Annotated in this window: 17 protein-coding genes; 6 read left to right on the top strand and 11 right to left on the bottom strand. The window is 41.7% G+C overall.

The features are described from left to right. Positions 1-17 precede the first annotated feature (17 nt). Positions 18-239 (bottom strand): glycine zipper 2TM domain-containing protein, encoded by a 222-nt coding sequence (locus CXF95_RS08740; RefSeq protein ID WP_101198313.1) that lies wholly within the window; start codon positions 237-239, stop codon positions 18-20. Positions 240-683: 444 nt separating this feature from the next. On the opposite strand from CXF95_RS08740, the gene CXF95_RS08735 reads away from it, so the two are divergent. After that, positions 684-2,342, top strand: a complete 1,659-nt coding sequence (locus CXF95_RS08735) for a Na/Pi cotransporter family protein (protein ID WP_101198312.1) — start codon at positions 684-686, stop codon at positions 2,340-2,342. Positions 2,343-2,706: 364 nt separating this feature from the next. Here the strand turns inward: CXF95_RS08735 and CXF95_RS08730 are convergent, their stop codons facing one another. Continuing rightward, positions 2,707-3,177, bottom strand: a complete 471-nt coding sequence (locus CXF95_RS08730) for a GyrI-like domain-containing protein (protein WP_101198311.1) — start codon at positions 3,175-3,177, stop codon at positions 2,707-2,709. A 328-nt stretch (positions 3,178-3,505) separates the two neighbouring features. Between CXF95_RS08730 and CXF95_RS08725 the strand changes: the two genes are divergently transcribed. The 3 genes from CXF95_RS08725 (at position 3,506) to CXF95_RS08720 (ending at position 4,874) form a co-directional block, all read left to right on the top strand. Then, positions 3,506-3,841, top strand: a complete 336-nt coding sequence (locus tag CXF95_RS08725) for a DUF1614 domain-containing protein (RefSeq protein ID WP_101198310.1) — start codon at positions 3,506-3,508, stop codon at positions 3,839-3,841. Further along, positions 3,823-3,945 (top strand): DUF1614 domain-containing protein, encoded by a 123-nt coding sequence (locus CXF95_RS31385; protein WP_369809300.1) that lies wholly within the window; start codon positions 3,823-3,825, stop codon positions 3,943-3,945. Before CXF95_RS08725 ends, CXF95_RS31385 begins: the two co-directional genes overlap by 19 nt. Positions 3,946-4,112: 167 nt before the next feature. Beyond that, positions 4,113-4,874: an HAD family hydrolase gene (locus CXF95_RS08720; RefSeq protein WP_101198309.1), complete on the top strand. Its 762-nt coding sequence runs from the start codon at positions 4,113-4,115 to the stop codon at positions 4,872-4,874. Between the two features lie 253 nt (positions 4,875-5,127). Here CXF95_RS08720 and CXF95_RS29945 read toward each other — a convergent pair whose 3' ends face one another. The 3 genes from CXF95_RS29945 to CXF95_RS08710 are packed head-to-tail and all read right to left on the bottom strand — an operon-like array spanning position 5,128 to position 7,610. Continuing rightward, positions 5,128-5,280 carry a DUF5989 family protein gene (locus CXF95_RS29945; protein WP_198556531.1) on the bottom strand — a complete coding sequence of 51 codons (153 nt, stop codon included), beginning with the start codon at positions 5,278-5,280 and terminating at the stop codon, positions 5,128-5,130. Beyond that, positions 5,280-5,699 carry an SxtJ family membrane protein gene (locus CXF95_RS08715; protein WP_101198308.1) on the bottom strand — a complete coding sequence of 140 codons (420 nt, stop codon included), beginning with the start codon at positions 5,697-5,699 and terminating at the stop codon, positions 5,280-5,282. The genes CXF95_RS29945 and CXF95_RS08715 overlap by 1 nt, the downstream gene beginning before the upstream one ends. Before the next feature lie 3 nt (positions 5,700-5,702). Then, on the bottom strand, positions 5,703-7,610 hold the full coding sequence (locus CXF95_RS08710; protein ID WP_101198307.1) for a carbamoyltransferase: 1,908 nt from the start codon (positions 7,608-7,610) through the stop codon (positions 5,703-5,705). Between the two features lie 187 nt (positions 7,611-7,797). Here CXF95_RS08710 and CXF95_RS08705 point away from each other — a divergent pair, with 187 nt between their 5' ends. Next, complete coding sequence (locus tag CXF95_RS08705; protein WP_101198306.1) at positions 7,798-9,642, top strand: hypothetical protein; 1,845 nt, start codon at positions 7,798-7,800, stop codon at positions 9,640-9,642. After that, positions 9,629-11,428, top strand: a complete 1,800-nt coding sequence (locus tag CXF95_RS08700) for a hypothetical protein (protein ID WP_101198305.1) — start codon at positions 9,629-9,631, stop codon at positions 11,426-11,428. Before CXF95_RS08705 ends, CXF95_RS08700 begins: the two co-directional genes overlap by 14 nt. A gap of 17 nt (positions 11,429-11,445) precedes the next feature. Here the strand turns inward: CXF95_RS08700 and CXF95_RS08695 are convergent, their stop codons facing one another. From CXF95_RS08695 to CXF95_RS08670, 6 genes are all read right to left on the bottom strand, one after another. After that, on the bottom strand, positions 11,446-12,387 hold the full coding sequence (locus CXF95_RS08695; RefSeq protein WP_101198304.1) for an alpha/beta hydrolase: 942 nt from the start codon (positions 12,385-12,387) through the stop codon (positions 11,446-11,448). 126 nt (positions 12,388-12,513) lie between these two features. Further along, a complete protein-coding gene (locus CXF95_RS08690; protein ID WP_101198303.1) occupies positions 12,514-15,177 on the bottom strand; it encodes an alpha-amylase family glycosyl hydrolase in 2,664 nt (887 codons plus the stop codon). Between the two features lie 25 nt (positions 15,178-15,202). Beyond that, positions 15,203-16,717: a tryptophan halogenase family protein gene (locus tag CXF95_RS08685; RefSeq protein WP_232787733.1), complete on the bottom strand. Its 1,515-nt coding sequence runs from the start codon at positions 16,715-16,717 to the stop codon at positions 15,203-15,205. A gap of 103 nt (positions 16,718-16,820) precedes the next feature. Next, positions 16,821-21,155, bottom strand: coding sequence for a pullulanase-type alpha-1,6-glucosidase (gene pulA, locus CXF95_RS08680; RefSeq protein WP_101198751.1), 4,335 nt, complete (start codon positions 21,153-21,155; stop codon positions 16,821-16,823). Between the two features lie 101 nt (positions 21,156-21,256). After that, complete coding sequence (locus CXF95_RS08675; RefSeq protein ID WP_232787732.1) at positions 21,257-24,043, bottom strand: TonB-dependent receptor; 2,787 nt, start codon at positions 24,041-24,043, stop codon at positions 21,257-21,259. Continuing rightward, the gene (locus CXF95_RS08670) at positions 23,964-25,403 is read right to left on the bottom strand and encodes an IS66 family transposase (RefSeq protein WP_101197042.1); all 1,440 of its coding nucleotides are present in this window, start codon (positions 25,401-25,403) and stop codon (positions 23,964-23,966) included. The genes CXF95_RS08675 and CXF95_RS08670 overlap by 80 nt, the downstream gene beginning before the upstream one ends. Positions 25,404-25,490: the final 87 nt, after the last annotated feature.

Genomic DNA, 25,490 nt, shown 5'->3' with positions numbered 1-25,490 from the left:
AACTCTCCTAGGTTTAATCAGCGCATGGTGCCAATCATAGTGCCTATCATAGTGCCAATAATGGTAGCCGCGGCCCTACCATGGCCACTGCCTATTTCATGGCCCAACACACCACCCAAAATGCCACCAATGATCATGCCACCCGCTTCGTTATCACCCCTAGTCGTGGCGCATGACGTTAATAGTAAAATACTTGCACAACAAAACATGAGCGCCGCTCTTTTCAGATACGTAAACATAATCATCCCCTCTTTACTTGATTGAATGAACATTGACTTAATATGCTAATAAAATAAGTAAATCTTACTAACCCGTTTTGACTTACATCAAAATTTAAGCCCAAACAATCGATTCAAAGAAGTTCATTCTGTATTACCCAATGTATATAGCGCCCCCACCAAGTTGCCAACGCAACAGTTGCAGAGGCACACTTCGGCAAAGCTTAGGCATAAAAAACAGTCAGTCCTTTTCAACGTTATCTGCATTGATTGCTCCTAGCTGCGCGCTTGGCAATATTTGAAAGCACTGAAAAGTGAGGATCGCCAGTCTGTGGAACACAATAATTAACACAGGCTAAAAGATGGCTATTTGATATACATCAGTTTTATTGAAGGTTTGCAGATTACAATCACAAAATGATATTTGATAACCGACAATACATCTGAAATGGAGTGAAAAATCCTATGGAGAGTCTATCCATATTCATAGCCGGCATGACTGCCATCATTTTATTTATATTCGGACTAGAAAACTTTTCTAGAGAAATTGAACGAATTTCCGGCGAGCATTTTCGAAAGTCCCTTAGCAATGCCACCAAATTGCCGTTAGTCGGTGTATTAATTGGGGCTTTGGTCACTGCGGTAATCCAATCAAGTTCAGCCACGTCTGTGATTACGATTAGTCTGGTCAATGCAGGTGTATTGTCATTTAAGCATAGTGTGGGCATTATTTTTGGTAGTAACGTGGGTACCACCATCACAGCCCAACTGGTGGCCTTTAAATTAACCAGTTTTGCGCCATTCTTGATCATCTTTGGCTTCTTTTTATCTATTATTCGTTCTCGCATGGCTATTTTTGGCAAAACTATTTTTTACTTTGGTTTTGTGTTTTTCAGCTTAAATTTGATTGCTTCATCACTTGAGCCTTTACAGGCAAATGAAGCTTTGATGAAAGTATTGAGTCAGCCACAAAACCCCATATATGCCATCTTACTTGGCTGTGTGTTTACGGCTATCGTTCAATCCAGCTCAGTGACAACCGGACTGGCTATTGTCTTTACCATGCAGGGATTATTGAGTCTAGAAAACGCAGTGCCAATCATTATGGGGGCCAATATTGGCACAACAGCCACCGCCTTTATTGCGGTATTTAATATGGATATTGCCGCTAAGAAAGCCGCCTTAAGCCATTTTTTATTCAACATTGGTGGCGTGCTTATATTCACACCATTGTTGCTTGTGTTTGGCCATCGCCTTAGCAGCATTGAAATGGAGCCGGCCATCGCATTGGCGAATATCCATCTGGTATTTAACCTAGCGACTAGTTTGATTTTCACTCTTTTCATTAACCCATTCACACGTTTTATTGATTTCATCCTTGGAGAAGGAAAAATGGATTTCACTCGTCTTGAATTACCGGTGTTTGACGAAAACGATAATTTCGAGCAAGTAAAAACGAAACTCGATAAAGGTGCTGCAGACTTGTTTTTCTTCCTTCAAGAAAATTACAACACTGTCACCCTAAGTGTTGAAACAAATTACCATGGGGTGTTTGATGCGGCTGAGAAGCGCATTGATTACATTAAATTTATCAAAAAAGAATATATGAATTACTTTGCAAAAGCGGTGTCGCTGATCAGAGAAAAAAATGACTCGAGGCATTTGATTAAATTGATCAATCAATTTGATTACTTATTCCAGATACACGACTCAATCACCGATCTGTTTGATTCAAAACGGGTGATGAATGCTCAATATATAGAATTAAAAAGTGATGTATTAATTTTGGTGCGGGAATTATCCAGTCAAACCCTAGGATTTTTCGATGAAATTAATGCCGCAATCAAAAACGATGAAGCCATCGACATTAAAACCCCTGCAAAAGAGCTGCAACATTACATTGATTCCGCCAATCGTGATTTGCTCACTTTACTGGTTGACCCAACAAGGGTTGATGCTGGAGCACTGACCAATTTCATTACTTATTCTCAACGATTAAAAGACAAACTCACTAATTTTGCAAATCTCAAATTACCTTTAGCAAAGGGTTCTTTAACAAAGAGTTCTTTGGCAAAGAGCAGTCCTGTTAAAAATGATCCTAAAGACATTAAACTGCGCGAATAGGTAACGAATAATAAAGAAGCTGGCAGGTGTTTTGCTATTTTTTAAAGTGAGTGTCTGCTTTATGCTGTTTTCTTTACCGCCTTCTTTTTTATGGCCTTCACAAAGGCCTCTACCCATCAGTTTTATTTAGCTCGCAAGCACATATGGCAATGACAAGCTCCTAAATGCCGACTTACAGTATTTGCTTTGATAGGCCACCACCGCAATGGCACGTAGCATGTTTTTTAGTTTCTTGTGACATATGATTCTTCGATACCCTTAAGTTTTATAAAAATGTGTCATGTATATACGAGAGAGAAAAATGGTATCTGTCTGTATAGAGCTTTGTTCCATTTATGTGCCTTTGTGTTTCTCGCCAAAATGACTATGAAGAGGTGCTTATCATCTCGTATATTTGCGTTTGCAACTTTTCTGACTGGGTGCTTTTAGGATCGTTAAGGTAAACTTCATAGGCTATCCCTGACGCTTTGTATCCATTATCTTTAATCCATTCAACTAAGGCACGGTAATAGGGTTCAATCTCACTATAGGGGCCAACATGTAGACAAGTGATGGCTTTGCCCCCGGGGGTTTGACTCGCTTGAATATTATCCCTTCCGCTAAAACGTCTTAAAATAGGAATGCCAAATTCCACATCTAGATTACGTGCATCAAAATTGTAATATGTGGCATAAGGATGTCCTGCGTTCTGCTGCTTGAACTCTTGCAAGTACTGCATGATTTCACTCAAACCTTTGGCAAAAACGTCTGGTAAATCTTGCGCTGATGTTATGACCCTAATAGACAGAGAGGGCTGAGGAACAAGTTCGGCAAGTTCACATTTAATTGACATCATTGCTCCCCTTTACGCTGTAAATTTAACTGATGACTAGATAATGAACAACATTATGTAATGCTCTATTTTTAATCCATTGATAGGGATCAACTTATTTGACTCGCAAACGCGAACTCTGAAAGTAGCGCAGTAGCAGTGAAAATATAGGCTTGGATTTAACTTAATAAAACACAAATTAAGAGGCCCAATAAAGATGAATGATGTGTTCTAGGTAGCCTGCCCCCATTGTTGAGCTCTTAACCGCATTTTGACCTTTCGCCTTGTAAACGCGCCCAGATGCGGGAAATGCAAACAGTTACTTTTTACTGGCCTGCCTGTGGACTTATCGATGGCGAACTTTAACCGTTTTACCCAACGCAACGATATCCCACTAATGGTCGATTTTTTGGCACCTTGGTGGGGTTCCTGCCAATCGATATCGGTCACCTATAAAAATGTGGCTAATGTGTTGGAGTGTTATTTACTTGCCCAGCCAGTCCCGCAGATTGGCATCAAACTGCCCGCTCTTGTCCCGGCCGTGGTTGCCGCCATCTGTGCTTTGTTATTGGCAACTACCCTAGCACCACCTGTCTCCTTTTGCGCAGGTGTTTTGGGGCCGGTTATTGAGGCTAATTTGATGTACCTTAAAAAAATCGTGAGACCCATGTGGGCTTGGCCAGTATAGGCGGTGCAGGTACCTTTGACGGTATTGTTATTTCCGGTTTGTTGGCGGGTGTTACTTGCTTAAGTGCATTGACTGGCAACAGGTTAATCGATGACTCGGCGTAATTGGCCTCAGTAAGACCATGCCTATCCTTATCATTCACCTTACATAAAGAGACACTTGGTTTACAATGAACCACATTTCCCTATTTCTAAATTTCAAGTGGCTTATTTATGAGACGTCTTTGTTCTAAATTTGCGACGCCCACCAAACACTATAGATTGGAGTACTCGTGCTAAAAGCGCTTTTTCTGGATATGGACGAAACACTTTGCGATACAAGCAAAGCGAATATTGTAGCCAAACATGAGCTTGCCAAAAGCGCGCAAATTCTGTGCGGTGACTCTCTCAATAGCGAGAAATTCGCCGAACGTTATGTACAAGGTATTTATCGACAATGGACTGCCCTTGAGCAACAAAAATACATGCAAATTATTGAGCAACAGAGTGAAGATGCATTTCGTGTGCAGTTGATTCAAGATCTCCTAGCCGATATGCAGCAGCCAGCTGTCACTGTGGAAGATGCACTATTACTGCAACACTGCTTTGATAAAGAACGACTGGCTGCCTTTGATTTTTTCCCTGGCATTGAGCTGTTTCTTAGGGATATGAGAAAGCGCTTAACGCTGGTGGTGATCACTAATGGCCCAGCGTTTTCTCAGGTACCTAAGGTGAAACGAGTCAATCTTGCCCAACATGTTGACCATATAATTATTGGTGGCCAAGAAAAAGAGCAAAAACCCGAACGCTCTATTTTTACAAAAGCCCTAAGATTAGCTGGCTGTGAAAATCATGAAGTGATACATATTGGCGATGGACTCATCCCAGATATTGCTGGGGCGAATGCCAGTCATATCAAATCAGTCTGGGTGCGTCATAATCAATCCTTTGATAAAAATTTGGGGATCACTCCCGACTATATTGTTGAGCACCCTGCCGAGCTTCCTGATTTTTTTGAAAAGTTACTATTTGAACAGTTACTTCAGTCATCTTAAAAATAACTAAAGTATTGTTCTCCCCGATTCATGACACGAGCAAAAAAAACGCCAACACATAAAGGGTTGGCGTTTCAGTGTAAACCATCAGTACTAATTAACTGACTAGCAAGTCGCTTACGGCAAACATTCCTGAATGATAAGATTTGTCCGATATCGTCGGCGAAATATTTATATTAGTAACTTTATGATACTCCTAAAGAAGAATAATATTTATGTGAACTATACGATGGAGTCAATTGAGCTAGGCCAATTAAAATAAAGTATAAATAAAGGTCGCCAAAGACGATTGCTGAGTAGCAACAACAAGCCCCCCCAATAACGCTAGCACGACTATAATGGGTAATAACCAAATCTTTTTTCTGACCTTAAGAAACTCCCAAAGATCTTGAATAAATTCCCACATTAAAATGGTTTCTCCAGATTGTTTTTATCGATTTTTCGTTTGTCTCTAATCCAATGACTAACACCGGAGGTGCCTTTACTGCGAGAGCCCGTTTTATATTGCAGTTTGCCCAAACTGCGCATCACTATGCCAATGGGTAAAATTAACAAATAAAAGGCCAGCCCTAATATGATACGAGTATTGACCCAACCTAAAACAGAGGCAATAGCCATCCATACTCGATAGGGATAATACAAAGCCAAGGGATACACAAAATATAATACCCCTAACACCCCACTTGCAGCCGCTGGCCACCAATGTATAGCACCGTTAAACCACCAAGGTAAAATCAACATAAACACTAAAGGCAACATAAATATCATAGTGCGAGCAAATTCTTTTAATGCATTCTCATCATCTTTTTTAGCTAGTTTTAACATCGATTAATCTCGCTCAAAGGTCACAGATTTTGCCTTTAGAATTTGTGCTTGGCACATTTGATTTTTATCCAGCATGACATTATTCATCACAAGGTAGTCCATTTCGGTGGCTAAAAAACAGCGTATTGCGTCTTGTGGTGAACACACGGGTGGCTCACCCCGTACATTAAATGATGTATTAATTAACACTCCGATACCGGTCATTTTCTTAAAAGCTTTGAGTAACCCATAGAATTCAGGATTAGTGTTTTGATGCACAGTTTGTACTCGGGCAGAATAGTCTACATGAGTAATAGCAGGTAAAGTTGAACGGGCCTGATGCAGACGGTCAATACCAAAAGCAAAATGATTTTCAGACGAAACATGTAAATTTTCTTGCACTTGAGCCACCAATAACATGTACGGACTTGCACAATCAATCGCAAAATAGTTTGACACATCTTCAGCCAAAACAGCAGGGGCAAAAGGTCTGAATGACTCGCGCTGTTTAATTTTTAAATTCATCACCGATTGCATATCTTGATTCCGTGGGTCGCCAATAATAGAACGATTACCTAAGGCTCTCGGGCCAAATTCCATACGCCCTTGAAACCAACCAATCACCTTACCTTGAGTAATCTTCTCGGCTGTCTGTGTATATAACTCTGACTCTGGCACAACTTGATAAGGCATAGATTGACTCTGTAAGTACTCTACAATCTGTTGTTCTGAGTATTCTGGCCCCAAATAAGCGCCCTGCATTTTATCATGTGTTTCGAGTACATTGAGATCACTTGTAATCTCTTTAGGTTGCTCAAAATATTGATGCCAAGCCAATAGTGCCGCCCCTAATGCTCCGCCGGCATCGCCAGCAGCAGGTTGGATCCATATAGACTTAAATGGCCCTTCACGCTGGATCCGTCCATTAGACACACAATTAAGGGCCACACCACCTGCTAAACATAAGTTTTCACAGCCAGTTATTTTATGGGCATGATGGGCAATTTTTAATACGATATTTTCGGTGACCACTTGAATTGAACGGGCCAAGTCCATTTCTTTTTGGGTAATTTCGGCGTCGGCTGATTTAGGTTCACCAGCAAACAATTTATGAAAAGCACCATTGGTCATAGTGCTACCGGCAGGATAATCAAAATAGTCCATGTCCAACTGAAAACTGCCGTCATCGGCCACTTTAATGAGGTGTCGATAAATTAAATCTACATACTTGGGCTCACCATAGGGAGCCAACCCCATTAACTTGTATTCACCAGAATTAACCTTAAAACCACAATAATAGGTAAAAGCAGAATACAGTAATCCTAATGAGTGTGGAAATTGAATTTCACATAGTGGTTGTAATGACGCCCCCTCAGCTAACCAAACCGAAGATGTGGCCCATTCGCCCACTCCATCTAAACACAATACAACGGCCTTATTATATGGACTGGGATAATAGGCTGATGCAGCGTGAGACTGATGGTGTTCACTAAACAGTAATTGCGGTAACTTAGGTTTTTTTTCGGCTTTACGCTCGACTTCTATACAGGTGTTATTTTGCACTGACTTTTGTTGATGTATCAAAGCCCGCAGTTCCTGACGTAACACTGCCTTTAAATACAACTTTTCTTTTAACCATATAGGCATAGCTCGCAAAAAGGACATAAATCCTTTGGGTGCTGTGGCTAAATAGGTTTCTAGCAATCGCTCAAACTTAAGCATAGGTTTATCGTAAAAAATAATCGCATCTAAAGTTTCTACATCACAGTTAGCAGCCTGTAAACAATACTCAATCGCTTGTTTGGGGAAACAGGGATCGTGTTTAATTCGACTAAAACGTTCCTCTTGAGCCGCAGCAACAATATTGCCATCTACAATAATGCTAGCGGCACTGTCATGATAGTAGGCAGAAATGCCGAGAATTTTTGTCATCTACACCAGTTACTTGTTAAAAATACGAATTGTGACAATTGTACAATGCATGACTTTAGTGCAATTAGTAAATTGAATACGATTGCATAAGACAATTACATGCCCTACAGAATATCCGAATTGAAAAATTGTCGATATAGTATGCATCAGAACACTGTAAATATTTGCCAATCAAAAAAGCTCGAACATGACTACAAAACGTAATGATAAACACAGCCAAGTACAACCGCCTAAAATATTTTATGTTATTTTGCTGTTGTTTCCATTTATTTTATTGGGTTTAACAGAAGCCAGTTTACGTGCCGCAGGTTATGGTTACAGTTATCCACTATTTATTGAGGCTCAAGGAATAAGCGGTTATCTACAGCCTAACCCTAACCTCATTAAACGATATTTTCACAAGCCACAACTGGCTCCTGATGTCAGCCCTGATACCGTATTATTCAAACAACAAAAACCACAAGACAGTTTTCGAATAGTGATCCAAGGAGGATCAACTGCTGCAGGGTTTCCCTATGGACGTTTTGGCTCCCTCACTGGTATGTTACAGCAGAGATTTAAGCGGTTATACCCAGATAAAAATATTGAAATAATTTCTACCGCTATGGCCAGTGTTAACAGTTATACCCTTAGGGATACGGTAAGGGAAATCATCAAAATACAGCCTGATTTAGTGTTAATTTATGCGGGTCACAATGAATACTTAGGTGTTATGGGTGTGGGCTCAGTGTATGCCAGTAATGGAGGGCATTTAGCTAATCTGCTATTTTTAGCTCTCAAAGAAGTGCGAGTTTTTCAATTAATCCAACAATTGTATTACGCCATGTTCGATCCCCAAGCTGAAGAGTTTGAAAACCAAGGCGCTGGTCAATCCCAAAGTTTAATGGCTAAGGTAGCAAAAGAAAAAAATATCGCTATGAGTAGTCCACTGTATCAAGCTGGTATCAGTCAGTTTGAAGACAATCTGCGCAGTATATTGAGTGACTACCAGAATGCCAATATCAAAGTTTTGATCAGTTCACTTGCAGCCAATGAAGTGGGACAAGCTCCTTTTGCATCTGAAAAAAATGCCGATGTATCTGCACTGCAAAAGGTCTTTAAATCTGGTCAATTTAAACAATCCATCATACTGGGTAAAACCGCTATCAACCTATACCCTAATTCAGCAGATGCCCATTATTTACTAGCAAAAAGTTTCCTTAATGTAGGTCAAATTTCACAGGCAAAAGAACATTTCATCCGAGCCAGTGATCTAGATTTATTGCGTTTTAGAGCCCCCAGTGAATTTAACCAGATCATTCGTCAGTTAAGTCATCAATATCAAGCAAGTTGGGTTGATGCTCAGACATTTATCCGTGAACACACCCAATCGGGATTAATTGGTAATCAAGTGATGTTTGAACATCTACACCCGAATAAACAAGGTTATTTTTTACTAGCAGAAGCCTTTATAAAATCGATAGTCCAGCAACAACTGCTGGGCTCTCCTTTGTTGGTGACCCATCAACAAGCTTGGCAAGATATTCCTTTAACCCAAGTTGACCAACTATACGCCCAATTTAAAATTGCTAATCTCACCGCTGATTACCCTTTTACTTCTACCCCACAAAAAGTAGTACCGATTAAAAACCAAAATTTTGAAAGCGCTATGACATTAAAACGTATTAATGGTGAGCCTTGGCTAGCGATTCAACAAAAAATGTTGAGTCATTATCAAAGCAAAAATAAAACCGCAGAGGCAGCTAAAGTGGCAGGCATATTATTTGATGCATTAGTACACAATGCACAAATTGCTGATGTTGCTCGGCGCCTTTATGTGGACATACAAGATATGTCTTTGGCCTATTATTATGCCAAACAAGCGGTTAATTTAATGCCAGAAAATATTCCTTACAAATTAAATTTTGCGCAAATACTCTACAACTTAAAACGAGATGATGAAGCCATTGCCGAACTTAAAGCAGTGTTGAAATTGCAACCAGGTCACCCTAAAGCTACTTTTTACTTGGAACAGTTAAATGCCAACAAGTAACATCAAAAAACGCCACAACACACCACTGTATTGGCTGATTGCTCTGAGCATACCGATACTGTTTTTTGTGCTATTTGAACTAGGGTTACGTATAGCAGATTATGGCCGTAACCTACCGTTATTTATTGCTAACCCTGCTAACACTGAGTACATTTTACCCCGACCTGATATTGTCAGGCGTTACTTTTCTGATAACAGCCTCATACCCAGTGTGACCATGGAGGCTAACTTTCTGCTCAAAGAAAAACCCAAAAACGGTTATCGGGTATTTGTGCAGGGCGGCTCAACGGCTGCCGGTTTCCCGTACGGATTAGGTGCGTCTTTAGCCGGTATGTTGGACAACCGATTAAAAAGCACTTTGCCCTATCATTATGTAGAAGTGGTCAATACCGCCTTGTCAGCAGTCAACTCCTATACTGTTTTAGACTTAGCCGATGAAATAATTGCACAACAACCTGATGCGGTTCTGATTTATATGGGTCACAACGAATATCTAGGCATTATGGGGGTTGGCTCAAATTATACTGCTGCAAGTTCTCAGGCCAGCACCTTACTGTTCCTAAAACTCAAAGAGTTGCGTTTATTTCAACTGATGCAAAATACCTATAGTTATTTTCAACAGCCAAAAGACAAAACCAACTTCAAAGATTCTAGAACCTTTATGGCAAAGGTAGCCAAACACAAAAATATCCCCCTGAACTCGAATATGTTTGCAGCCGGAGTGCAACAATTCGATACTAATTTACGCTTAGTGTTAGACAAATATACCGCAGCCAATGTGCCCGTTTACCTCGCTACTATTGCTAGCAATCTAAAAGATCAACCCCCTTTTGCAAGTCCTGATTTGTCCGATGATTTTAGTCGAGATTTGAGTTTGTTAGACCAGCTCATTCAAACTAAACAAAACGACAAAGTGACAGCGCAATTGTCTAAAATGAGCCAAGCTAAAAGCCTGAATAACAATGCCTTAGCCCAATTTGAATTGGCCAATAGATATTATTTAATGGGTGATTTTAGCTCTGCTTATTATCACTACAACCAGGCTAAAGAATTGGATTTATTACGTTTTCGTGCACCTGAAGCAATCAATAACATTATTCGTAAATATGCTAAGAGCCAACAAAATGTGACCTTGGTGGATGTAGCTGGGCGTTTGGCTAAGAGTTCAAAACATGGTTTGATTGGCAATAATCTAATGCTCGAACATTTACATCCCAACTTACAGGGCTACTTTTTACTGGCCGATACCTTTTATAACGCAATAAAACAGCATTCAAAATTGCTTGACTGGTATACTGTGCGTATTGAAAAAGCTTGGCAAAATCGCCCTATTCTTCCCTCTGAGGAATACAATGGTTTTGCTAAAATATTGCAGCTCATGGGTGACTTCCCTTTTACCGATACCCCTAAAACCCTGACATTACCTCAACCAGAAGACTGGCAACAATCATTAGGCAAAGAGTACTTTCTAAAACAGATTGATTGGGTGACTATGATGAAACTTGCGCTAAAAGGTTATCAGCAGGAAAAAAATGCAGAAATGGTCCTAAAGTCGACACAATTACTGGCAGATGCATTACCTCACGACCCTATATTAAACCAAATGACAGGCAACTTATTTCGAAATAAACGACTACCTCACTTATCCATCCATTATTATTTACGGGCACACAAAGTTAATCCCGATTCCAAAATATTAGCGCGTTCTTTAATCGCCGCTTATCGAGCCAATAAACAACCGGAATTAGCCCGGCAATGGCAACTGCAATTAGATAAATTAAAGTAAACTAAGGCCAGTAGTATTCATTTCTTTTCAAATAAAAATTGTAATGGAATGTGCAATCTCTGCTGCCAGGCAGACTCAGTATGTGCCGCACCTTCAAAGTGTTTGGTTTTCCAGTTTGTTGCATCAAAACCTTTGTCTCGCATAATCGCATCGACTTTTGCCTGTAACGGGGCATACATTGCATCGAGTGTTTCAGTGCCGAAATCAAAATAGATTTTATGCGTTTCTGGGTTAGGCAGATGTTCTCTAAGATAAGCATAGAAAGCTTCAGGTATCGGATTATCATGCAAATTAAAAATGCCTGGCCAATGGGTCGACAAACAGGCCGCACCACCAAAAACATCTGGGTATTCGCTGATTGCATAAATGGATATCAGGCCCCCCATACTAGAACCCATAACGAAGGTGTGTTCAGGCCCTGTATTAACGGAAAACTGCTGTTCAATTAGTGGTTTTAGTTCCTTAACCAAAAATTTCAAATATTTATCAGAAGCCACAGCGGCTTCAAAAATGTCTCCTCCGCCCTCTCGCTTACTGTTATAAAGTTTTTCTTGCTGCAACAAGCTCAATGTTTCCCAAGGTTTTTGTGGAAAATAATCACTGTGACGAAGCGCACCTCCATTTGAAATGCCAACCACTATAAATGCAGTTACTTTGCCTGAACTAAGCAGTGCTCCGGCCACTTCATCAACTTCCCACGACTGTTCATTCCAGGATAGTTCCTTATCGAACAACATACCTCCATCGTGCATATACAGAACGTCATATTGTTGCTCTGGTGAATACCCCTCGGGCAACCAGACGTTTATATCCCGCGCAGTTACATACTGAGAAGGGAACTGAGTGTAATGAACGATTTCTCCTTTGCTTACATTCGGTATAATCGGCGATTTATCATCTCCAGCAAAAAGCCCCGTTGTAAAAAACAAAAGTAATAATATTGTGACAAATTTATCCATAGTGTTATTTTCCTTAACAATCTAACAGTAAAAACATTTAATTTTGGTCGAATAAGTTGAAAAGGAGATTCTCTCAATCGGAAATAGTCTGCTTAGCTAAACCTGTTTAAACGTCTGCTAAATGCGTCATTCTGAGGAGTCCTGGGTATATGGGTGCAATTTTATTAATACATCATCAAGGATTTTTGGCTCATTAGAACCTGCGCCACCAAAAGCCCATAGCGCTTCTTTTGCCGATAGGTCTCGATAATTACCTTCCCCACTTTTATCCCAAGTCGTAATGTAAATAGAAACTCCGTCCCAATCCTGCACTCCAAAATCACTTCCCTGGTAGATAAACCGAATAGAATTGTTGTGCTTGTCAATCTCAATTTCCGGAGCGATCCCAGGCTTTTCGCCCTCATTATGGCGGGTTGCATCATCTGACCAATATAAATAACTTGCCCAACCAAATGCCATATGTGCCAAATCCCACTTTTGCTGGTTAGGATAATGGCCACCAATTAACGGCAGTTCACTTATGCCTTGTCTGTTTTTTAAGTCAAAAAATATTGTAAAAGACACATGGTCAAACCCATTAGGGGGAGACCACAAATTGGAAATGTCACACATTTTAATATCTAGCTCCATAACCGACCCGCCTGCTCGAGCCTCAACTTCGGTGATGTCCATTTGACAGCCAATACTTTCATCCAACGGTTTGATGTAGCGACCCGTAGGGCCAGTGTCATCTCCCTGAGGGTCTGATGTTATTGCCTGGTGTTCAATCACTGTTGAGCGTGTGTTATAAAAATGAGTGGCCGATACTTTGTTTTTTTCAGGCCAAAATATGTCCAGAGAATGACGATGTTCACCCAAATCATTTACCGGCAATTCAACTTGCCAATTGCCGAATTGATCCGCTACAAATGCTTGTGCATCACCTACTTTTCCGTCTATTACCCTTAATAATTTTGCGTTTGGATCTGAGACTTTACCGGCAACAACTGCATGGGTTTGTTGCACATACACTGTTTGTATCTTTTGTACACTGATTACACTCGGAAAAATTTCTGAATATTTGTTTATGGTCTGAGTCTTGCCCAAAAATATGCCAAATGACTGGGCTGGCAAAACGACAGTCATTGAACCATCCGCAGCAAAAGTTAAGTCTGTTGGTAAATTTTGGCTGGCCAGCAGTTGTGGCGGATTGTTTTCAGTAAATTCTGTTTGTAGTGAATTCAGCAGTACCGACTGTTTTGCGGTATTAAACAAAATATAGGCGACCTGCCCGGCATACTGCCTTTTGTATGCTAACACCCCCGCCCCTGTAGAATTATCTTTGAGTATTTCTATGCTGCCACGACTAAACACTTTATGTGCTTGTCGCAGTGAGGCTAATTTCTGAATAAACAGGTACATATCAGACTGCTGATTAAACTGATCTTGAGCGCTAAGATAACCTCCTGCAAACATGGCTCTGCGGCTGTTTAGAAATGCTTGTTCATCTCCCTGATAAATGGTCGGAATACCAGGCACAGTCATCATCAGTGCGTAGGCCTGTTTAAAGCCATTGATGTTACCTGATGCAAGAAAACGCTCAACATCATGATTGTCGATAAAGTTGCTAACTAAATATGGATTTTTAAAACTGCGCATTTGTGCCATCAAACGATAGGATAGGTATGAAGTTGGCGCACTACCAGCAAACACTCTACTGATGTCTTTATATAGCGGAAAACCTATCGCTGACGTCATTCTTTGCGCAGAATCATCACTAACATACTGATTAATTTTACGTTCACCATTATCACTAAGCGGATCAGACGTCTGGTAAATCTCACCGAAACTTAAAAAATGATCTCTGCCTGTTTGTTCCGCAATCGCTTCTAGTCCATCTTCTGCATGCAAAAAATCTTCGTAAAACTCCTTCTCAACATACTTAGCGGTGTCAATTCGCACAGCATCAACACCCGCTTCTTTTATCCAAAAACCGAACGCATCTTTTAGAGCTTTTCGCACGACTGGATTTTGCGTATTGAGGTCATCCAAATCCGAAGTTTGGTAAGTGGTTTCTTGCTTATGTATCGAAAAATCCTGAATGTTAGGAGTCCAGTTAAATATATTGGCCGCTCTATGCTCGGGATTGGTCACATCATTTTGATTAAATGGAAATTGTGTCGGCCTGTTGCTGGGCTTAGAGTGGTGATTAAAAACGATGTTTTGCGTGGGATCATCTTGATCGTAGTCGCCTTGATAGGAGAAAAAATTACCGGTGTGATTCACCACCACATCTTGGATCAAATACATGCCATTATTGTGTAATGCACTGGATAATTTTTGATAATCCAGCAAGCTGCCATAGTGCTCATCCACAGATTTAAAATCCCGGGCCCAATAACCGTGGTAACCACTGTAATTCACCAACGGATCCCACCACTGATTGGCCACTTGAGGTGTGGTCCACACGGCTGTTGCACCTAAATTTTTAATGTAGTCGAGTCGGTTAATAATGCCATTTAAATCACCGCCGCTATAGTGACTTTCTTTAGAGGGATCAAACTCCCCGACGCCTTGGTCATTGTTAGATGGATTACCGTCGGAAAACCTATCGATCATCAAAAAATAGACGATTTGATCTTGCCACTGAGGTGAAGGCACATGCAGTAATAATTCTTCAGCGCAACTGGTATCTGGATCACAGCTGTTTGCCGCTTTTTGCATCAGGGGCTGAGGCTGACAGGCCAACAAAATAATCGAAATACCGAGTAATAAACCAGTAAAAACAGGTACTCGAACAGAAGAAGACATAAAGAACGTTCCATAAAATACTAAATTAGTTTGAGCCAAACTTTAAAGCGCTGGCATGTGGCTGAAAATTGTTGGCACATTCTTGGATAAATCCATCGATGAGTTGCAAATTGTCATCTGTTGTTGTGGTCTGGCGCTGTGCTGTGTGCATTTCTGGAAAACGCCCATAACCAGCTAACAAACAATGCCAGGACACCGCGGGATAATAACCTGCGATTTGTTGGCGGTTAATTTCTGTTGTGATATCGCCACCTTGATCCCAACATTGCAAAATATTCTGTAGGCTGTCGGAGATATTCGAATTGTGTCGGTTAGCTCGCCAATACTCATTGCCATCTCGGCTGTTGATTTTATAATGACAGACAATGTAATCACGTATGCCATCAAATCTAGCGTTTAACCTTTGGTTGAATTGCTGTTGATGTTGCTGAGTAAACCTGCCTGCACTAAAAGCACTCACAAAACTTTCAATGGTTTCTTGCACCAGATGTAAAGCAGTAGCTTCTAAAGGTTCGATAAATCCTTGGGATAATCCCACTGCCAAACAATTTTTCGCCCAGTGTTGTTGCACCCTACCAATCTTCATGGACAAATGTTTAGCGCTATCGGCATGGTCTAACAAGCCCAGCTTAGTGCGTAATTCTTGTTCCGCTTCATCAGCGCTGATAAATTGAGAGCTATAAACATAACCATTACCAATTCGATTAGTCAGAGGAATTTTCCAAGCCCAACCATTCGATAATGCAGTGGATAGAGTTTGTGACTGGATAACATGTTCACTGTTACTAGGCATGGCAATAGCGCTATCGTTGAATAATGAATCTTGATAACTGTTAAATTTCACCGCCAAATGTTGTTGTAATAAAACCGAACGAAAGCCAGAACAATCGATAAATAACTGACCTTCTATTTGTTCACCAGTATGAAGTTCAACACTCTTTATTTCGCCATTGGCATGATTGTGGCATTTGTCACATCTAGCTTGTATATAATTAACACCGCTATTGATGGCAATCTTAGCCAAATATTTTCCCAATAACACCGAATCAAAATGATAAGCATAATTAATCGCAACTGTTGCTTGGCCTTTGGGTTTAGGTGACAAAGCTTGTTGTGCCAAGGTCGCCGATAAAAAATATCGATTAGGGTGTGCGTCTACATTAAATCCACGTCGTCTGGACATACAGTTTTGTAAAAATCCTGCCGCGGTTTGTCGGTCTGGCGCCGATGGGAAAGCATGGAAATATTCATCAAAACCTGGTTTTTCAGACCAGTTCACAAAACTGATGCCATTTTTATAAGTGGCATTACATGCCGGCATCCAGTCTTGCTCTGCTATGCCTAAGGTTTTAAAAAACTGCCTTAATTGTGGTGTGGAGCCCTCTCCTACCCCTACGGTCGGAATATCAGGCGATTCTATCAAACTAATAGTAAAACCATATTGGGCCAAATAGTGATGCAGTAAGTTTGCTGCCATCCAACCAGCAGTTCCACCACCGAGAATCACAATTTTTTTTGTGTTTGGATTATTTACTGTCACCTTAACGCCTATTTAAATAGTCATGCTTCACTAGCTTAACCGATGTTTCGAAAAAAAAAGCCGCTCCATAGGGAGCGGCTAGAGTTTTATTCAACTGACACTATTAAGGTGTCACTTCACTCACTGTTACTTTGGGCGCAGACGGGTCAGGGCCTACAACTGTAAATTTGTAAGTGCTGGTAGTCAGAATATCAATCACCAAATTGTTACCTTCAGCCACTATGGCTTTGGGTACATCAACACTGGTTGCCGTATCATCACCACTGCCACCAAGGTTAACCGTAGACCAATCGGACGACGCCACCTTAAACTCATAACTTCCTGCATCAATGTCTAGTTGTGCAGAATACACTCCATTGCCATCGTAGGTTAACGCATCGGTCTCGCCCCAACCATTCATGCCACCACGGATAAACACTGTGGTATCACCAAACATCTGGGCATTAAACACTGACACTGTAGGTGCGGTTAAATCAGAGGCATCGAACAAGAAGGTATAACTACCATCGACATCAAAGTCGATGGCGAGATTGTTGCCACCCACTGCCACATCTTTACCTACTCCGACTACAGTGCTGGTATCAGGGTCAGCAGAGCCATAATCGACCGTGGACCAATCCGAGGAGGCCACTTTGAACTCATAGGAGCCAGCTGTCACATCTAAAGTAGCAGTGTATTGACCACCTACTGCATAATCCATTGGATTACCTTCACCCCAATCATTCATGCCACCACGCACAAATACAGTAGTGCCGAAGAAAGGCTCTTCAAAATCTACGTTGATTATAGGCGCTTCTGTATCACTGGCGTCCACACTGAATTGCAGTGTCGCTTCTTCAGTAAGCGTTAGCATTAGGTTTGAACCACCACGATTCAACTCTTTGTCAGTGCCCAGTTCAACTATTTGATCGGCTGAACCAAAATCGACAGTAGACCAATCAGATGATGCAACTTTAAACTCATATGCACCCGCAGCAACAGTGATAACGGATTCGTAAACACCATCACCCTTATAGATCATTGGGTTTCCTTCACCCCAATCGTTCATGCCACCACGAACAAACACTGTTGTGCTGCCGTAAGGTACAACGTCAGGAGCGCCTGATGTGGCATAAGCAGATAAACCCATACCTTGTTCGCCCATTTGTGGTTTAACAAATACAGCAGTGGTTAATGCGGGCACGGTAAAGGTTCCTTCGCCATCACCGGCGGTAAAGAAGGACCCGCGTACAGTTGGATCAACAGACGATGCTTGTGTCATGTGTAACTCAAAGCCTGCTGCTGTTGGCACAACATGGGATTGTTCTTCATAACTTGAGTTAACGATTACCACTACGGCATCTGTCATAGGGTCTAAATCAGCACGGGGCATGTCAACATCAGCAGACAAACCGTCATCAATACTCATGACAATTAAACCTTGGATTTGGCGTTTACCAATATTATGGAAACCAATACGGTCAATAATGTCAGCACCAGTGGTTAAACGGAATAGAGAGGACTCGCTACGAATGCTCAACATTTCATTGAACACTTCTGAGGCAAATTCAATTTCGCTCATACTCGCTGCACGTTCAGGGCTATTCATAAACAAGCCAATCTCTGACCATTTAGCTTGGTTATCTTCAGCTAGAGGTAGCCCTACATTCCAGTTGTTGGTTTCCTTGGTGAAATCCACATAGCTGAACCAATCGCCGGAGTCATAGGTATTTCGGTCCATCGATTTTGAACGAAGCAAGTCTCCGCCAAGCTGGAAGAAGGGAATACCCTGTGCCATTAATGGAATAGTGGCAGCCACATTTTGTGCGCGTACACGCTGGGCTAGGGTTAAGTCCGCAGGCAACACATAATTGAATTGATCCCATAAGGTTTCGTTATCATGCTTAGACACGTAGTTAATAATGTCAGCTGGGTCTTTGGCATAACCACCGATGCTACTAGTGGTAGATGCCACACCGTTGAAATCTTCCAATATAAAATCAGCTAATGTGCCGGCCAAACTCATTTTCACTCGATCTTGAGCAGACAAAGCAGCATCACTTGGCTCTTTACTGAATATTTGACCTTGGCGAACTGCTTCACGAATACGGTCGTTAAAGGTACCAATTTCAGTGCCTGCCATGTTCACCTGAGTGGCTTGTTCGTAACCACGATCTTGTTTGGTCCAACCTTCACCATAGAAGTAGTTATCTTCATCATACATGGTAATAGCATCATGCAGTTCAACCATAGTGGTTTTGGTCGCTTGACTCATAATGTCAAAGCGGAATGAATCAAACTTATACTGAGTGGTCCACAACACTAATGAGTCTTTCATTAGTTTTTCCATCATGGCATTACGAGGTTCGGTATCGTCACAGCAGGTTTCACGGACTATAGCGCCAGAATCTGTTTCATATCTGTGGTAATAACCAGGAACCACTTTATCCAATACAGACTTACCATTTAACTCAGAGGCATTAGTATGGTTATAGACAACATCTAGTGCCACACGTAAGCCCATTGTATGTAAAGCTTGGTTCATAGCGCGCATTTCTTTGATACGCGTCACACCCTCTGGATCAGAAGCATAACTCCCCTCTGGCACATTGAAATGGTAAGGGTCATAACCCCAATTAAATTGGTCAATACCGCGCATAGCTTGAGCAAGTGCTTGAGCTTTACCCGCTTCAGAAATTGGGTCATAACTGGCAAACAACTCACCTAATACTGTTGAAGATGAGATGGAAGCGTCATCACAAATTTCAGCATCCTTATTTAACTTACATAAGTCATCTAAGGTACTGCTCATGTCGACAATTTTGCTCTGATCTTCTTCAATGGTAGCAATATCATTGGCAGGCAACATATGGAAGTGGGTTAACCCTTTGCCAGCCAACGTTTTAAGATGCTGTACAGGGGCACTGTCTTCTTCTGTGAAAGCCATATATTTACCACGATTAGCCACTGTGGTACTTGCATCACGTACACTGAAATCACGAATATGACCTTCATAAATAACAGCATCTTCAAAGTTATTAATAGTGGGGATAATATGAGCATCCCAACCTTCAGGCTTCAAATCTTCATCATTCAGATTAACGAATTGTGAGAAACGACTGTTAGTAGATAAACTCACCGAATACGGGTCGGTCACGTTTAACACCTGTAAGCCTTCTGCCTTTGCATGATAAACCGTTACTTCAAATCGATACAAAGCACGGTCTAACTCACTGCCCCCTGTGTATGACCATATACCAGTGACATCATCAAATACCATGTCATGGGTAGAGGCTAAGGTTTTATCGGTGTTAAACAGTTTCAACTTAACATCTTGAGAGGTGGGAGCCCAAAGGGCGGCAGTGATAGTACCGTCTTCATTGTAAATGGGCCCAAGTTGCGCTTCATCGGCGTCACTTTGACCTGCGGTATACAATTGGTCTAGACCATTGGCAAGTTGAATGCCCGTGGCGCTGTTGAGTTTATCTTCAGCATCATAAGCGGCTAAAACGGCTTGTGTTTTGACTACTTGTTTTGCATCTTCTGCGGTCCAAGTACCCTGAAACGCTGGCAATGAAGCTAAATGCGGAGCAATCGCTTGTTGTTCAGTTGTCAGTTCGATTTGTTCTAAGGCCATAACTGTGCCACTCAAACCTGTTTCTAAGTCTACTGTTAAATCGGCTGCCGCAGAATAATGTAATTTAACGCTGCCTAAAGTCGCAGGATCGATATCCCAGACCAATGTATTCACGTCTAACCAATGGGCTGCCTGACCTTCAATTTTAACCGGCTGTTCACCTAGTGAAGTAATGGGAAATTCAAAAACCGACGCCACTCCAGAGAACGTAAAGTTCATACGAGTGAAGTCAGGATCATCTTGAGATAAAGGCATCCTAAAGTCACCGCCCCCCATTTCTTTGCCCGCATCATCGGTGCCAATGTGAATAATAAAATTACCACAAGCGCCTTCAGTACCTGCATAGTTCGGTTTTAAATCAAGGATCCAATAAGCACCATAATTTGGATCAACACCATTGTGAACACGGCCATTTGCCCAATCAGTATCAGAATCGGCATAAGCATTACAAGTGTCATTGCTCCAAGTATGTAACCTGTAACCTTCATAGGATGGGTCAGCACTAGAATTATCCGCACCCACTGCGGCGCGGTTAAAATAGAGTACCGCTTGATCTTCTATCGGTTTAGCCACCGGCTCTGGCGCACTCGGGTCAGCGCCAACAACACAACCATCATTGGTTTCGTTTGCCACAGTTGGTGCATCACATGGGAAAGCCGGAGGTGCAACACACATGGTTCCTGCTGAATTGGGAACGTTAGGTACACTACAGGTTAATAACTCACTTGTTCCAGACTTAATATCTGATCCACCACAAGCGCTTAAAAACAGTGCACTAAGCATTAGCATTAACAAGCCAACTGTTTTATTGGGTTTAAACATAGGTACATACTCCGATGTTTTAGATGTTCTAAAGGACTGAGTTGGCGGTAATGCCAACTTAGCGAAATGTAACTTTTTCAGTTTTTGCAGGATTAAATTTTTCATAATGAATACGTTACTCCTAAGAAGTATTGGGTACCAAAGAACTGAATGGTGCCAGTTAAGTCTTCTTTACCAAAGTAACTGCGGGTGGGCTCATCTGTGAGGTTGTTAATTTGGAACACCGCACTAAGATTTTCATTAATTTTGTAAGAAGCTTGGTAGTCCATAACAACTTCAGAAGCAAAGTTAACCACCTGTTCATTCACCGCTACCTGCTGAGAAACAAAGGCATCACGATACCTAGTACTTAAACGGGTTTCAAAACCTCGATAATCCCAAAACACTGTAAATTGCGCCACATTCTCCGACAGTCCGGGTAAATCTGTGGAAAAAACAGAGCTACTCAAGGTGCGAGTGATTTCACTTTCAGTAAATGAATAACTGGCACTAACACCCAAACCTGACCAAGCATCGGGTAAAAAGTCGTAAATCTGCGTGTAAGTTAACTCCAAACCACGAATATAACCGCCTTTAGCATTATTAACTGCTGTTTCGTATTTGCCATTTTCGGTGGGGACAGTGACAAACAAAGGGTCACCGTTTACATCCACTGCAGCCAGCGGTGTATCGCCTGGCGCGTCAGGCTCAACAAACACAGCCACATTAATATCATCAGGTACTACAAATCCATTGCCACTAAAGTCAAAGGGGTCAAGGGCAATATCTTCAATAAATGATTTGATATCTTTATAGAAAAGAGCAGCAACAAATGCTCCATCAGTTTCTGTAAAGTAATACTCGTAGGATAAGTCATACTGGTTGGCATAGAAAGGTCTTAAGTACGGGCTGTTTTTACTCTGACCACTTAATTTTGCTGTAGGAGAGGATAAAGTTATTGCTCCTGTATCGGGGTTTTGACTGGCTGTAACTGTTTGAATTGAGGTAGTAGAATTGGCAGCAAATCTGTTAATAGGTGCACGCCCCATCACTTTAGCTGCGGCAAAACGTAGCTGCTGATTATCGGTTAGTTTAAAATTTAAGTTTAATGACGGTAAATAATCAGTGTATTTATCGGTCAAAATATCAGGTTTGAAATAATCATTGATTAAACCCGCTTCGTCAACGATATATTGAGCGCCAAGACTAGGATCACCTCGTACTTCTAGCACTTCACCTGTATCTGGGTCCACTATGTTTTGGGTGGCTAATTGTAAAACAGTGGAACTTTGTTCAGTTTCAATACGGCGAATACCAATGTTACCGGTAATCGGTAAATCACCTATTTCCATATTCAGGTTTGCCATAATGTAGGCTGCGGTGACAGTTTCTGAAACATCACCACTTTCCTGTACAGACCAAGCGGTGTTAGGGCCTTCGCCTCCTGTTGGGCTATTTATGACCCCAGGATGTCCCGTACCCCAGGTTTGCACTGGTTGCGGAATGCCGGCTGGAAACCATGCATTAAGGGCAGAGTTCAAGTCGATGGAAGGATAAGACGGAAAATAACCAAATTCGCCACTCCAATCAACAATTTCCAGCATATCTGGAGTTAAACTTAAAGGAGGCTGACTCACAGAAAATGCCGAGTCGTTACCATATTCAAACACAGAACGGTCATTGGAATAATCACGTTCAGAATAACGTACGCCAAATTCCACTGAAGAAACAAAATCATTGTCTAATTCATACTTCGAATCAAAGCGATAAGCAGTAGACTCGTCTTTATTAACAAAGGGATAAATACCATATTTACTGACCATAACGCGATCTAAATCAGAAAATGCATCGGCCTGATTAAATGCTAGGTCGGGTAAATCCAAACCATTCAATAAATAAGAAAGAGAGATGTTTTCATCAAATTGCGGATTAGCTATTGTGGCGTCTTCACCAACCAATGACCACAATAAACCATTTCTAAAATCACTGGTTGCCCTAGAATAACTCACATCAAAGGCCAAATTTAGATTGTCTGTCGCCTGCCAGTCAGCGTTAATGCCCAGACTTAACACTTCATCTGAATCTTGGTTGTTATCGTTAACCAATTCAACCCGGGTAAAACTACCAGAAGTACGATTAAAGGTGCCACCGATAACATCATTACCAGACAAAATAGGATTGGTAATTGAAGTCTGCGCCCCTCCCAATTTCACACGATAACCACGAGCAAACTCTTCTGACTCAAACTGAGATAAAAACATATCCGTTTTAAGCGTAAAGTTATCAACTGGTGCCCATTCAATTGCCACCATATAGCCGTCGCGAGTTTCTTCGCCACCTTGATGTTGCATTTCAAAACCTTCGCTGATGTTTTCACACTCAGGGCAGTCTTCTGGTCCGTCTGTATCGTTGGCTAAACCATCAACATCGGCTTGGGCATTGTAGGCAAGACCAATAAATTGGGTTGAGACACTGGGTTGAAATAAACGTGCATAACCCAGGGCTAAACCTAAGGTGTCGTCAAGAAATTTAGTTTGATAGGAAAAACTAAATCGATGACCAAATTCTTTCGCATCAGCAACTTCGTCAGCGCGATCGTTGAACATGCCACGAGCGTTGATACTCAGCTTAGAATCACCTTCAAGACTCAATGGATTAGCCGTTCGCAATTCCACGGTTCCTGCTACACCGCCTTCAATTAAAGATGCCTTAGGCGACTTATATACCGCTGCAGAAGATATTAATTCTGAAGGATATTGATCAAACTCAATGGAACGGTCGCCACTGGTAGATACTTGTTCACGGCCATTTAAGGTTGAAAAAACGTAACTATTCAGGTCGCGCAGATGAAAAGATGTCAGGAAGCCTGCCCTTGAACAATAGTCGCAACGCCTCACTTGCTGAAACATCTTGCTTGCGACAACTGGATATGTAACTGCGAAGCAAACAAAACATATCCGCACCGTTTTGACTTCTGAAACATCCCGATATTTTTTGATGTACTTTTGTCATTCGAATATCGTTTTCCCCTTGATTGTTAGTAAAGGGGACATCTTTTATTTCGATAAATCTAAGCGCATCATTTTCAAATTCTCTGAGCCGTTCAAGCAAGGCGCGCGCTTTGGTTCGTTTTAAACGACCCCGTTGTCCTGCTGGTCGGTCCTCCTCATTTGGTGGCGGACACTCCTTATCACCCTCAAAGAGTATTTCACGGTACTGTTCTCTGGCGACGCGGGCAGACTCTGGCGTTAACTTACCGTCATTATCCTTCACGTCCTGACAAAGCTTGGTCAGCAGTGCACGCATTTCATTGGCCCATTTCTGCTTGTCTTGCTCCCACGCTCTTTCCAATTCTCTCAAATGATGGGCATTGCACAGAGAATGTTCACATAGGATATATTTGTAGTAAGGTTTCCAGTGGTCATGGCACAGAATGCCCGTAAAGCATGGCAGTATCTCGGCCGCATCCATGGCCTCTTTCCCACGTTTATCGTGGGCATGGAAATACGTCCAGGTAAGTGATGAGGCACAATGTAACCAACGCCGCTTGCCGTTAATGTTGACGCCTGTTTCATCAACATGCAGCACGGGTGATGCTCGTAGTGCGGCTTTGATCCGATCCGCGGCACCTGTTTGCTCAATTAAATCTGACGCTTTTTGATTGAAGTTAAACAAGGTTCCCGCACTGATCGGAATATTGAGTTGATCGGAAAAATACTCTTCAATACGTTTATAAGGCAGCAATTGATATTGTGACAGGTAAACCGCGTGCGCTTTAATGCCATCGCCATATTGGATAGCACTGTTAACACCTTGTGGAAACTCAGCTGTGAATTTCTTGCCTGTTTCGTTGAGCAGTATTTGCGCTCTGTATTCGGTGACCATGCGTGATATTTCTATGTCAACCACTTGACGACACTGGACGCCAGCATCACGATACTTCCCAGGAGGCAATAGCGCCCTGTTTACGGGAATATCCTTGACTACATCGGGCTCTTCGAACGGGCTCAGCGTTTTACCCTCCCGCCCTTTCTGGCCGCCGGCCGGATTGTCAGATTTAGTCCTTGAATTCTTCTTTCTATCAAAATCTGTGGAGGGTGGTTTACTGCTGTTTTGGCTATTTAGTCCTAATCGATTAGCAAGCAAAGACACAACCAGCATGATCAATTCAATTGCCGCTCTTAAGGCCGGCGAAATTGATTTATCCTCTGTAAGCAACTTTTTTGTTGAATCGATCACACTGTCGATTTCAATGCCGTCAATCTTCATTGGTTAATAACTAAAGTGATATTAAGGCAAGTCTGACATCCTAGCGGGATCAGTCAATACGATCGCTGGGATCGTCAAAATATATTT

It is taken from the genome of Paraglaciecola sp. MB-3u-78 (assembly GCF_002835935.1).
Lineage (GTDB): Bacteria > Pseudomonadota > Gammaproteobacteria > Enterobacterales > Alteromonadaceae > Paraglaciecola.
Note: the sequence above shows the minus strand (reverse complement) of the source record. Positions and strands in the feature narration are given on the sequence as shown.